The organism is Paenibacillus sp. F4 (genome assembly GCF_002894905.1).
GTDB classification, from domain to species: Bacteria; Bacillota; Bacilli; order Paenibacillales; family Paenibacillaceae; genus Paenibacillus; species Paenibacillus polymyxa_B.
Window position 1 is genome coordinate 138,870 of record NZ_POVS01000006.1, and the last position, 12,732, is coordinate 151,601.

Sequence of the window (12,732 nt, forward strand, 5' to 3'; positions counted from 1 at the left end):
AGCGAATGCGCATGCTACAAGTGAAGAAAGTAACTCATAGCTATGGAAGGCGCAAATGGCTGGGCCGCTCTGAACCACGTACCCCTGTGTTGGCTAACGTTTCGCTTACTATAGAAAGTGGGTTTTGCCTAGGCTTACTTGGTACCAGCGGAGCCGGTAAAAGCACGCTGGGCAAGGTTATTCTGGGGCTGGAGAAGCCGCAGGAGGGTCAGGTGCTGTTCCAGGGACAGGACATTTATAATGCGAGCCCCCAAGTCCGCAGGGGACTGCGACGGGATATGCAGGTCGTATTTCAGGACTGCTACTCTGCTGTAAATCCCCGAATGACCGCCGGGCAGATTATTGGGGAGCCATTGGACAATTACGAACGGTTATCGGTGCAGGAACAAAAAAGAACGGTCGAAAGCCTGCTGGAACGGGTCGGCCTCAAGCCAGAGGACCGGATTAAATATCCGCATCAGTTCAGTGGCGGACAATTGCAGCGGATCAATATTGCACGGGCGATTGCGCTCAAACCAAAGCTCATCGTGCTGGACGAGTCCGTCAGCAGCCTCGATATGGTTCACCAGATGCATATTTTATCCCTGCTGGGAGAACTGAAATCTTCGTTTGGATTGTCATATCTGTTCATCACGCATGATATTCGGGCAGCTTATGCTGTCTGCGATGGCATTGCTGTGATGGAGCAGGGGAGATTGATCGAGCGCTGTGATGAGAAGGATCAGATTTTTGAATCTGCTCATCCGGCTGTACGACGGTTGATCTCGTCCATTTTGCCGGAACATCCAGCAGAGCGTTTTCCGCTTCATGGATAACAGTGGACCCGCAAGGGTCCTTTTTTTGTGCAACATATGGATAAATAATCGAAATGAAATTTACTTGTTGTATTATTTGAATAACCCGTTATAATATAAAATCATAGTAAATTACTTGGATATTAAAAAGGGGATGTCATATATGAAGAAATCTGCTTTGGTAGCAGCGATTGGCCTATCTCTTGTGTTATTAACGGGTGCCTTGAGTGGATGTTCCTCGAAGGATGCGGCATCGGGGGATAAGGTAATCTATGTCGGCACACAAAATGACTACCCGCCGTTTGCTTTTGTGAATGATAAAAACGAACTGACCGGATATGATGTGGACGTCATCAAGGAGATCGACAAGAAGCTAGACGGGTATAAGTTTGAATTTGTACCTTCGGGCTGGGAAGGAATTTTCCTGGCGCTTGAGTCGAATAAAATTCAGGTTATCGCTGACCAAATAGCCAAGAATCCGGAGCGTGAGCAAAAATACTTATTCTCTGATGAATCCTACTTTCAGGCACAATCTGTCATTGTTGTGAAGAAAGGTAGAACGGACATTCATTCCCTTAAGGATCTGGAGGGCAAGAAGGTGGCGGCTTCCGTAGGCGATTCGTATACTCAATTATTGGAGCAGTACAATGCAAAGAACGGCAACAAAATCATTTTGAAATACAATGATACAGGCACTTCAGCCGACAACCTTCAGGACGTGCAAAATGGTCGGGTGGACGCTTACGTGAATGATCCAGTCATGACAGCGGCTACGATTAAGAAGGAAGGCCTACAGGTAGAAGCTGTAGGCGAGCCTGTGCAGACGGACAGTATGCATCTGGTGTTCAAAAAGGATAAGCAGGGCGAAGAGCTGAAAGCTAAAATTGACCCGATCATTAAAGAGCTGAAAACGGATGGGACACTGAAAAAGCTGTCTGAACAATGGACAGGCGGAGAATTTATTCCTCAGTAACAAAATGTAAAGGGTAAAGTGGGGTTCCTATGGAAAAGCTGTTTGATCTTGATTATATGCTGAGAAGCCTTCCCCAGATCGTGGAGTATCTTCCCGTTACATTATGGATTGCGTTTGTCTCCATGCTGCTGGGTGCGATCATCGGGTTAGCTACGGCCTTAATCCGGATATACAAGGTGCCTGTCTTAGCGCCATTGTCTACGTTGTATGTTTCGTACATTCGGGGAACACCGCTTATTGTACAGCTGTTTCTCGTATATTACGGAATACCCAAGTTTTTGTATTATTTTCAGAGTGAATATGGTTTCTTACAGCAATTCAATGTCTACGTAATTCCGCCGGAGCTGTTCGCGTTGCTGTCATTTTCGTTGAACCTCGGAGGATATCTGTCGGAGACGTTCCGGGCGGCGATTCATTCAGTCGATCGGGGACAATTTGAGGCTGCCAATTCCATTGGGATGAGCCAAACACAGATTATGCTCAAAATTGTATTGCCACAGGCGCTAACGGTGGCTTTGCCCAATTTGGGGAACACGCTGATCAGTACGGTGAAGGATACGTCCTTTATTTTTATGATTGGTGTTGTCGATATGATGGGACAGGCCAAAATTATGGGCGCGCGGGCGTTGGCTTTTTTTGAGGTATATGTTGCGGTATCTCTGATTTACTGGCTGGTGTGCATCATTATTGAACGCGGGCTTGTCGTGCTGGAGAAGCGTATTCGAATTTACGAAAGAAGTGAGTAAGGGTATGATTCAACTTCATCAAATTCATAAGCATTTTGGGCAGCATCATGTGTTGAAGGGCATAGACCTGACGGTAGGCAAGGGAGAAGTTGTAGTCATCCTGGGCCCAAGCGGATCGGGGAAGTCCACGCTGCTGCGAAGCATTAATTTTTTGGAACAGCCGACCAGTGGTGTCATTGAAATTAACGGTGTAAAGGTCGATGCCGCCAAGGCGGGAAAAAAGGACATTCTTGGACTACGGATGGCAACGGCAATGGTATTTCAGCAATATCAGTTGTTTAAAAATTTGAATGCACTCCATAATGTGATGATTGGTCTGACCAGTGTGAAAAAGCTGGATCGTAAGCAGGCGAGGGAGATCAGTGAAGGCATTTTGGAAAAGGTCGGGTTAAAGGATCGTATGACCTATTATCCTGCCCAGCTTTCGGGTGGACAGCAGCAGCGAGTTGCGATTGCCCGTGCATTAGCATTGAATCCGCAGGTGTTGTTGTTCGATGAACCGACATCCTCACTTGATCCTGAACTGGTGGATGAAGTGCTGTCCGTGATTCAAAAGGTGGCGAGTGAAGGCAATACGATGATTATTGTCACGCATGAGCTTGGTTTTGCGAGAGATGTAGCGGATCGGGTTGTATTAATGGAGCATGGCGTGATCGTGGAGCAGGGACCCGTCGAGCAGTTTTTCACCAATCCGAAGGAAGAACGGACACGGCAGTTTCTGGGCAAAGCGTTGGTACAGAGAGCGCCACAGGAGCAGCCTGTATCCCCATAAGAAGTACGTGGATGGGTTATAGGTATGTGCAGCGCTGTAGAGTATTGCACCTATAGTAAAAAGCACGTTAGACAAGTCGCAGGAGGAAGGAAAGCCCGCGCTTGTTTGTCGTGCTTTTTTTGGCCCCTCATATCCCCAATTCTTTTCCATTGCAAAGTAGCTTATCACACTTATTCATGATAAATTCTAAGAACAATACAGTGAAGATGTAATCGGGAAGGAACATTGGCATATGAAAAAGGTTTTGTTCATTAATACCGGAGGGACCATTTCTTCCTCCTATCAGGAAAACGGCCTGACACCGACCCAATCGGCTGAAAATATTTTGGCGGAAATTCCGGAGCTGAAGGAGATTTGCGAGATTGATGCCCATAATCTGATGAGCATTGATAGCACAAATACACAACCTGAGGATTGGGCTTCTATCGCCCGTATGGTACATCGTTCGCTCGATCAATACGACGGTATTGTCATTGCACACGGCACGGATACGATGGCTTATACGGCTTCAGCCTTGAGCTTCATGCTGGGAACCGTAGACAAACCCGTCGTCGTGACAGGTTCGCAGGTTTCCATTTTGGCGGAGCACAGCGATTCCAAAAAAAATGTAATCGACTCATTCCTGACCGCATGTGGCGAGGTGGCCGGGGTTTTTGTCGTGTTTAACGGCAAAATTATTAACGGCAGCCGCAGCTCGAAGATCAGAACACGCAGCTATAATGCTTTTGAGAGTATTAACTATCCGTATATCGGACTCGTGGAGAACGGTAAGGTGGTCTATACGGAGGGCGTATTTGCAAATCGCGGTACCGCTCGTCACCCATACAACGACGGGTATGCTTCGGAGGTATTTCTGCTCAGGCTGATTCCGGGTACAAATCCGGCGATTTTCGATGCCATTCAGGGCTTGGGCTATAAAGGTATCGTCATTGAGGGCTTTGGTATGGGTGGCGTTCCTTTTAAAGAAAGAAGCCTGATTAGCAAAATCGAGGAGCTGATGAAGGACGGTATGAGTATTGTCGTGACCACTCAATGTCCTTATGAGGGCGGGGATTTGACGATTTACGAAGTGGGGCAAAAGGTACTGGAGAAGGGCGTTATTCCGGGGTATGACATGACAACGGAAGCGCTGGTGACGAAAATGATGTGGGCGTTGGGGCAGACGACCGACCCGGCAGGGGTAGCCAAGATTATGGCAACGAACTACGCGGACGAAGTTTCCTTGCCTGCGGATACAGCTTCCTTATAGGAAGCTGTATCCGCAGGCAAGAACAGGCATAAGAAAAAATACGGGATTAACGCTGGGCTTGCCCCAGTCTGCTTTTAATCTCAACAGCCACTTTCAGCGCTTGTACAGACGATTCCAGTGAAATCAGGCTTTCCGAATGTCCGCCAAAGCATTCAAGTGCATGATCCCAACTTTTTTCATATGGATTGGCAGATTCGAGGTTGATTTTTTGCTGTCCTGATACGGTATACTCATATAATGCGGTAGGTATAAGATCGTTTTCGTCGCTTTCATGAAATACCAGCTTGGCCTTTTCAAAATAAGCCTCATAGGCCACTGTGAAGGGGTAGCTTCCCGGCATGTGGGATGAGGCGATGACTTCTGTGAATGTATCCCGATGCTGAAAGTAAGCCCGAACCTGTGCTTGTTCAGGATGGGTAACTTCTGTACCCCAGACTGTATATGGATCACAGGGGCCTAATAGCCAGGTCAATAAATCCAGTTCATGAATCATGAACTGAGTAGGAATGGAGTTTAGTCCAAGATCCCCCCACAGAGGAGGCGTTTCTCTTTTCAAAGATAAGGAGATGAGCTTCCCGTATTTCTGTTGGCGGTATGCCTCATACAGATAGGTATAGGCGGGATCAAACTTAATGAACTGGTTGACCAGAATCTTTTTGCCATATTGCTTCTCAGCTTGTTGCATAAGAAGAGCGTCTTCGAGATCAAAGCAAACCGGTGTTTCACAAAATACATGCTTACCGTGCTTCAGCGCATCCACGGCATATGACCTATGCAGCTGGGAGGGCAGGCATAGATCGACGATATCCACGTCTGGGTCCAGCAGAATATCCTCTATATTTTGTGTGATTTCTACGTTTAGCTCCTCTTTCAGCTTTTGCAGCTTGGTTTCGTTCCTTCCAAATACCATGATTCTGTTTACCTTGGGATGGTTGTTTAACAGTGATGCATGATACGCGCCGAATCCCGTCCCCAATATTCCAATATTCATCATCCATTACACCCCTTTACTTCTATGATACACATCTATTACTGCCAACAGGGTGTCAACAATCTTTGCATCATCTTTTCAATTTGGGTTAACCATCTACTGTGGAGGTATGATTGTGAGACTGCATCGTTTAATCGCGATTTTATTATGTATCGAATCTAGAGGGAGAATGAAGGCCAAGGAATTGGCGTTGGCACTGGAAACCTCTGTACGCTCCATTTACAGGGATATCGACCTCCTTGCTGAAGCCGGCGTTCCGATTGTTACCGCATCCGGCCCGAAGGGCGGAATTTATTTAATGGAGGGTTATACGGCGAACCTGAAACAGTTGAATGGCGGGGATGTTATTCAGTTGTATTTAACAGGGATAGGCATTTATACAGGCGGGCCCACGGAATCGGGTTTGAAGTTAAAGAATGCTCTGCTCAAACTGGAAAAGACGATGCCAGACCCGTATCAGTCCGATATTAAGAAAGCCAAAGCGCGGTTTTATTTTGATGATACGCCGTGGTGGACGGAACGTATAGCCATTCCTTGTCTTGAGGCCGTGAGAACTGCAGTGTGGGGGTCCCATAAAATAACCATTCAATATGAGAAAGCTGACGGAATCTGTTCTTCCCGTCATGTGCATCCCTATGGACTTGTGGTAAAAAAAGGAGATTGGTATCTCATTGCCTTCTGTGAAGTTGGGCAGGAGATTCGGACCTTTAAGTGTGAGCGAATCAAGGAGGTTCTGCCGTCTGCGGAAGTGTTTGAGGTTCCGGTGGATTTTTCGCTGGAACATCATTGGATGAGGCAAGAAACCGCGTTTAAGCAGCTTTGTACAGAGAAAGAATACTATCCCGTTCTGATCCGAACGAATAAGAAGCAAGCGGGAATTATAAAAAAACACCTGCCTAGGGCAGATGCTTTTGCTTGTTAAGTCCAGGCCCAGAGAAATCCGTCACGATCCCAGGCGATTCTGCCACCATGAAGCTTGCGAAATGCTTTTTTGATTTCTTTTTCCAGAGATACATGACCATGCTCGCTTATAAATACATACTGCTCTCCATACTTAGAGCGTACATATGCAATTGCATCTTCTTGTTTCAGGGTGCCCACTTCACGGATCTGCGCGACCATCCATTGTGCAATCTCTTGTTCTGTTGTAGGGGTGTTGTCCATTTGTCGTATCCTTTCCTGCTTACCGATTGGGTGTAGCTGTTCGGCTCACCTCCCCGTAGTATACGGCAATTCGGAGAATTATTGAATTTTCTGATATAAATTTACTTGAGCGGTTGGCTAAGTGGGGTTTCTTTTGTATAATTAAGGGAATATTCACGGGAATTTTCTTTTTTTGTATTGTAATCATGCAAGTAATCCCTGGGGGTGCCTGATTTGAAGGAAACAACCACAATTCGCGCAGAGCTGGAGCAGTACATCAGACGAGAAGGAATTACGATTAGTAAGTTTGGGGAGAACACAGGTATTAATGCAGGAACGATCAGTGCCATTATTAACGGTAATCGTCCGATTGCGATGCTGCTGTTGGATCGGATTGGCGCAGGCATGGGGCTTGAAGAAGGGAGCCTCTATGAGTTATACATTGATGAATTTATACGGAATACGGCACCGAATTGGCGACGGGTTCGTCCCTTTTTGCATCGCTGTGCAGAGCTGAACAAACTGGATTGCATTAAGCAAGTCGTGGAGTTTATGATGGACTATCTCATATACGCCCCAGCTTTGTTTGAGACAGCAGAAGAATTATTCAGTGAAGGTAAGTTCGAGGCTGCGGCAATTATTTATAAAAATGTTTCGGAAAGTGAGAAGTACCAACATTCAGAGCGTCTGGCGCTCTGCCAATACCGTTTATTTACGATTGCCGTTGGCGATGACCAGGACGAAAATTTATGGGCAGCCACACATTTCGAAAGCTTTGTGGACCGACTGGGTGAAGCGGACCAACTGGATGCCTTAAGAGACCTGGCTAATACCTATGCCTCCTTGCGGCGTTGGGATAAAGTAGAATGGTTTGCTGAAAAAATGGCTCAAAAAGCCAAGGTACAATACGAGCAAAAATACGGGAATACCAGAAGATCAGAGCGTGGCAAGGAACCCAAGGGTCCTTTGTTTATGTATATTGTATACTCTTACGTGTTGCGTGCCGGGGTGTGGGATGAGCGCGGGGATTATCAGAAGGCGCTGGAGTATGTATCCCTATACTCTGATTTGAGCTGGGTGCAAGAGGATACGGAAGAAGCTCGGCGTTTGAAGGCCCTTTGTAGCAACTGGGCTGAGGCCAACGGGTATTTGTATCAGTTGATGTCAGGTAGCCTGGATGTGATTCCGCAATATGTGGATTATTTAGAAAAAAACGAAGGCGAAATTCTGGTGGGGTTGCATAAAATTATGGTAGCGGCCAACCGTTATGACTTTAATGTAGATCATGTACTGTTGCACTTTGAAAAACAAATTGAGGCATTTGCAGATCAGCATGTCAAGGTAGGGACCTATACGGAGCAAATGTCAGCAGATCTCTATGCGCGATTTTTGGCAGAGATGGCTTGTTATGATCTCAACAAACATCGTTATTCCAAAGGTATGAAATTCCTACTTGAGAGCCTTTCCTATTCCGTCGTGCTGAATGGTAATCCTGTCACCATCAAATGTGTAGGACTATTTGAAAAGTATCGGCATACTGCCACTTCTGAGGACAAAGAGGAATATAAAAACTTACTTGGAGAGGTAGAGTACATCCATGATAAAAAAGATCGTTTTTTCTCTGCTCGCATTTAATGTTTTTGTCCTATTGAATTTTTCACCCGTTACCCCCCCTATGGAAGATCCTAGCGACGTCCACAGTCATGGGTTGGGGGGATGGGCTTTTTCATCCCTTGAACCACCCGCTTAGAGGATCTAGAAAGCGGCATTCAAAAAGGTATTCTCTTATGAAGAAGAGGATACCTTTTTTTGATGTGAAGTGCATTTGAAGGAGCACTTGTTGCCGTCAAGATTGAGGAGTTGGAAGTTGAGCAGGTGGAAACCAGACATGACGCAGGTCTACCCAGCCCTGACTGTTAAAGGATACACCGCGCACAGAAGGGAGATAGGCCGTCTGAACGGGCTTTTCATATAAAATATGCAGCTGGTGCTCATCCATGAGCCGAGTTTCGATATGCTCAAATTGCTGGGCCCTGACGGTATGGTCGGCTTCCCGCGCAATTTCACGCAGCAGTCTTTCGATATCCACACGGCTATGAGGCTCGACATGCCCGGATACATTGAGATACAAGTCAAACAGGCGTAATTGCTCATCACGGTCACGAAAGAGAGAAAAGATGATTAAGTCTGACTCCATACGGATAGATGAGCTTTTGAATTCATTCATAGATGCGGCCACGATGTTACAGGTATACCCATAGGATTCGAGCTGAGCCGCAACCCGGTCTGCATCCGCTTTATACTCGGGAATGGTGGCAATTTGCAGCGCCGCCAGTGGTTCATAAGAATCGTTAGATGAATCCACTGCTGGAGGAAGGGAGCGATGATCCAGACATGCTACAATGCGGGCACGTATTTCTGGATTGCGTAGTGGTCCATCCTTGTGTGTATTACATGTGATAAATTTGCGTACCGAAGCCGCCGAGTGAATCTGGCTCCATGCGGTATCCGTATCTCCCGCCGATACGGGATTATGGATAATGTGAAAAGAAGAAGCGGTGTCTTCCGTATCCGACGATTCCAGCTTAGTCGCCCACGGGAGCTGGACAATTTCCACTCGGTCCAGATGAGCCCGGCCTTGAAAATAAGGTGCGAAAGCCTCCAGTGTACACAGGCTTTCGTTCATTTCCGTGACTTTGAATGCCCCTGTACCGACAGGGCGGATGCCAAAGGCGGCTTCACCCACCTGATTAAGCTCACGCGGCACAATCGCAGCCCGGCTGGTACACAGGAAGGATAGAAACAGCTCGTTCGGCTCCTTTAGTACGAAGCGTACTATCGTTGGACTTAGCGCCTGGACGTGCTGAATTTGCCGGACGATAAAATGGTAAAGTCTCCTTCCCGGCGCCCGACTCAGTCGCTCAAAGGTATAGACGACGTCTTCAGCGGTCAGTATTTTTCCGTTATGAAACAGCACCTCTTTACGCAGGAAAAAGGTCCACTGTGTACGAGTGGTGTCCACCTCCCAAGCGTGCGCCAATCCCGGCAAAATCTCGCCGCTTTCGTTCGCCCGGCGGGCCAGACCATCAAAGACGTGGCTGGATACGAAGGACTCGGCGAGCCAGTTCAAGTACAAAGGGTCCAGCGTATAGAGCTGTTGGCGAATAGGCAGACGCAGCGTGTCGATCTGCTGCTGATCACTGCGCACCTCTGCGTGATGCCCAAAATAATTCAGCAACCAGCCTTGCAAATGCTCCTGCATGGTGGAGGAGCGCGAATGAACTCGGATTTCATCCAGTGCGCGTTTGATATCATGGCGGTCTATGGCTTGCATCATGGATTGCACGGCAATGTCTTCCGGCTGAATGAGGAAGCGCAGACTGGAGCGGCGACCTCTGCCTCGGCGTGGAGTCCATTGTATCCAGTCGTGCTGCTCCATTTTCTGAATGATCATCAAGGCGTTGCGGTGAGTACAGTCAAAAATAGCCGCCAGCTCATCCAGCGTCGTCTCTATGGTATGATTTTCGTCCTTGGCGTCAGCGGCGTGTGAGTGAAGCCGTAAAAATTGGGCATGGAGTTTCATTCAAGGTTGCTCCGTTTCCCCTATATTTGATTAAAAGCGTAGCCACTTTTATAAAATAGGAAATTTTATTTGAATTAATTTCTCTTTATCTTCTTATTTTATCATCTACAATAAGGGTTATAAAGCATATTTGTGGAGGTATTTACCATGCATGACAAGATGAATGGAACGTCTTTGCCGAAAACGTCGTTTCTGTCCGCCTTTGCTGGCGCAATTGTGTTGGCGCTGGTTCATCAATATCTGTTCTTCGGACATGGGCTGGGCGTGTCTATGCCAATTTTTGTTATTGGGTTTTACGCCTATATGTATGCCTTTAATCGAGACCGTTTCCAGTTGGGATCATGGATAGGGCGTTTGCTGTTTGTGATCATTTTCATGCTGGCATTGACATACGCGCTGTTCAATAACCCGGTCCTGTACGTGTTAAATGCGCTGGCGATACCTGCTCTGATTAGCGTACATATGGTGCTGCTGTTTGGGGAGAAAAGGCATGGCTGGTCAGAACCCGGTATTATTGGTCAGGCGTTAAGCCATTGGTTTTATCAAAACTTTCGTCATATCGTGACCCCGTTTCGGATGGTCAAGACAATAGCCCTTCGGAATGTAAAGGATGAGCGTAAGCGTGTATTGGGCAAAGTAATGATTGGTTTACTTATTGCCTTGCCGCTACTGTTCATTATCATATCTTTGCTGGCTTCGGCGGATGGGATGTTCGAAAAGTTGTTAGCTGGGGTACCCGAATGGATCGGAACCCTGTCCTTTGGGAGTGGTTTGCCGCGGCTGATCTGGACCTGCTTTTTCACCTTCTGTTTCTTCTGTTATTTGTGGGGATTTGTACAGCCTGCTCCGCGTAATACGCAGAGAGAGACCCAATCATGGCACGGGTTAGATGAGCGCACGAATGGCCAAACCACCGAGTATGATGGTCACTCTTCAGTGATGATTGACCGACCAACGGTGCCTTACCACGAGCCGGTCGCGATCAAATTTGATCCTGTCATTACCGCTACGGTGCTGATTGTCATGAATCTGGTGTATGTTGTGTTCGTCGTGTTGCAGTTCGGATATTTGTTTGGTGCATGGGAAGGTGCTCTGCCCGAGGGAACCTCGTATGCCGAATATGCGAGAAGAGGATTCGGGGAGCTGGTTATGGTAACAGGTATCAACTTTGTGCTGATGATCAGTGTATTGAAGTGGACTGAATTTGGCTCAGGTATAGTGCAAAAAATGAACAGCGGCCTGCTGTACATACTCGTGGGTTGTTCGGGTGTGATGCTGTACTCGGGATATACCCGGCTGGTTATGTACGAAGAAGCATACGGCTATACGTACACCCGCTATTTGGTACACGCGTTTATGATTTTTCTGGGCTTGCTACTGTTTATTGCAGCAATGCGTATTCATTTCCGTCAACTGCCGTTGGCGAAATATTATATTGTACTCGCTCTGGTTGCCTATGTCGTCGTGAACTATGTGGGCATTGATATACGGATTGCTGAAAATAATCTTGAACGGTATCGCACGACATCGGTGATAGATAAGGAATATTTGAGTGAGCTATCGGCGGACGCGATTCCGCTGCTGATTGACTTTAGCCGTAAGGAACATGGATCACTAGATGAGTTTTTACAAGCCCGTTTGACGAGCATGACGAGAGAAGAATCGGCTTGGCCTGAATTCAATTGGGCAAAGTATCGAGCGCAACGGGAATTGCACGACTATATTTTGGAATGAGAGGTGTTGGGGAATGATCGGAACAGATGCAGTACAGGGTATGGTATTGGAGCTACAGGATGAGATGTCACAGTATCAGCATCAGTTTGGTATAAGACGAAACCATTTTCTCGCGGAGGCGATGTCCTACGGAATGAGTGAGGAGGAAGCTCGGTCTAATGCTATCCAGAGTATTGGTCCGGTCGTTCCCGTCGCCTATATGCCTACGTTGGCTCCCGGTAAAATCCGACCACTCAGTCCAATGCTGGCAGCGCGGTACCGATATGCGGGGGATTGGAAGGATATCGACGAGCATCTGCTCCTACCTGATGAAGTCCTGCGGATCGCAGGTACAGAGCAGTTCCGCAGCTGGATCAGCGATATGCGGAATTACTGGGTGGAATCGGCTCCATACCGATTCGGAGATGATCGTCTTTCGCTGCTGTCGGTTGCGAGCGAGGAAGAAGGTCACTTTTCCATGCTCGTCTGGAAGGAGCCCGGTGAAGAGCCGGAAGTATGGACGTACGCTTCGCAGCATGAATACCGATTCAGTCATCTGCTCCATTGGTTCAAGTGGCTGAACGGGCGGAGTGAAGAATGAGAGGTACAGATGATGAAAAAGAATCGTAATTGGATCGTGCTATTTATCGGCATCGCTCTGATGGTGGGGGCAGCAGACTATTTAACACAAACGAAGCCTACGACTACTCCTGAGCTTATCGTTCCAACCGTAATCAGTGAAGAAAGCCTTCAGTTATGAGAATGAAG

General features: G+C 47.3%; 13 protein-coding genes. 10 read left to right on the forward strand and 3 right to left on the reverse strand.

Features of this window, described 5'->3' with window-relative positions; translation table 11 throughout:
• The first annotated feature begins 5 nt into the window (after positions 1–5).
• From nikE to C1T21_RS03190, 5 genes are all read left to right on the forward strand, one after another.
• A complete protein-coding gene (gene nikE, locus C1T21_RS03170) occupies positions 6–815 on the forward strand; it encodes a nickel import ATP-binding protein NikE (RefSeq protein WP_103047180.1) in 810 nt (269 codons plus the stop codon).
• A 142-nt stretch (positions 816–957) separates the two neighbouring features.
• On the forward strand, positions 958–1,767 hold the full coding sequence (locus C1T21_RS03175) for a transporter substrate-binding domain-containing protein (RefSeq protein ID WP_103047181.1): 810 nt from the start codon (positions 958–960) through the stop codon (positions 1,765–1,767).
• Positions 1,768–1,796: 29 nt separating this feature from the next.
• Positions 1,797–2,513 carry an amino acid ABC transporter permease gene (locus C1T21_RS03180; protein ID WP_103047182.1) on the forward strand — a complete coding sequence of 239 codons (717 nt, stop codon included), beginning with the start codon at positions 1,797–1,799 and terminating at the stop codon, positions 2,511–2,513.
• Positions 2,514–2,517: 4 nt separating this feature from the next.
• Complete coding sequence (locus C1T21_RS03185) at positions 2,518–3,285, forward strand: amino acid ABC transporter ATP-binding protein (RefSeq protein WP_103047183.1); 768 nt, start codon at positions 2,518–2,520, stop codon at positions 3,283–3,285.
• Between the two features lie 232 nt (positions 3,286–3,517).
• Complete coding sequence (locus C1T21_RS03190; protein ID WP_029518796.1) at positions 3,518–4,534, forward strand: asparaginase; 1,017 nt, start codon at positions 3,518–3,520, stop codon at positions 4,532–4,534.
• Positions 4,535–4,580: 46 nt separating this feature from the next.
• Here C1T21_RS03190 and C1T21_RS03195 read toward each other — a convergent pair whose 3' ends face one another.
• On the reverse strand, positions 4,581–5,528 hold the full coding sequence (locus C1T21_RS03195) for a Gfo/Idh/MocA family protein (protein WP_103047184.1): 948 nt from the start codon (positions 5,526–5,528) through the stop codon (positions 4,581–4,583).
• Positions 5,529–5,640: 112 nt separating this feature from the next.
• Between C1T21_RS03195 and C1T21_RS03200 the strand changes: the two genes are divergently transcribed.
• The gene (locus tag C1T21_RS03200; protein ID WP_258012350.1) at positions 5,641–6,447 is read left to right on the forward strand and encodes a helix-turn-helix transcriptional regulator; all 807 of its coding nucleotides are present in this window, start codon (positions 5,641–5,643) and stop codon (positions 6,445–6,447) included.
• Here the strand turns inward: C1T21_RS03200 and C1T21_RS03205 are convergent.
• Positions 6,444–6,689 (reverse strand): DUF6953 family protein, encoded by a 246-nt coding sequence (locus tag C1T21_RS03205; RefSeq protein ID WP_103047185.1) that lies wholly within the window; start codon positions 6,687–6,689, stop codon positions 6,444–6,446. The genes C1T21_RS03200 and C1T21_RS03205 overlap by 4 nt on opposite strands.
• A 213-nt stretch (positions 6,690–6,902) precedes the next feature.
• Between C1T21_RS03205 and C1T21_RS03215 the strand changes: the two genes are divergently transcribed.
• Entirely contained in the window at positions 6,903–8,303 is a 1,401-nt protein-coding gene (locus tag C1T21_RS03215) for a transcriptional regulator (protein ID WP_103047186.1), read from the forward strand.
• 211 nt (positions 8,304–8,514) lie between these two features.
• On the opposite strand, the gene C1T21_RS03220 is transcribed toward C1T21_RS03215, so the two are convergent.
• On the reverse strand, positions 8,515–10,251 hold the full coding sequence (locus C1T21_RS03220; protein WP_103047187.1) for an ABC transporter substrate-binding protein: 1,737 nt from the start codon (positions 10,249–10,251) through the stop codon (positions 8,515–8,517).
• A 147-nt stretch (positions 10,252–10,398) separates the two neighbouring features.
• On the opposite strand from C1T21_RS03220, the gene C1T21_RS03225 reads away from it, so the two are divergent.
• Genes C1T21_RS03225 through C1T21_RS27200 form a run of 3 tightly spaced genes read left to right on the forward strand, consistent with a single transcriptional unit; the run spans position 10,399 to position 12,724 of the window.
• Positions 10,399–11,985, forward strand: coding sequence for a DUF4153 domain-containing protein (locus C1T21_RS03225; RefSeq protein ID WP_103047188.1), 1,587 nt, complete (start codon positions 10,399–10,401; stop codon positions 11,983–11,985).
• 13 nt (positions 11,986–11,998) lie between these two features.
• Positions 11,999–12,565, forward strand: coding sequence for a hypothetical protein (locus C1T21_RS03230; protein ID WP_103047189.1), 567 nt, complete (start codon positions 11,999–12,001; stop codon positions 12,563–12,565).
• Positions 12,566–12,574: 9 nt separating this feature from the next.
• Entirely contained in the window at positions 12,575–12,724 is a 150-nt protein-coding gene (locus C1T21_RS27200) for a hypothetical protein (protein ID WP_180984554.1), read from the forward strand.
• Positions 12,725–12,732 lie beyond the last annotated feature (8 nt).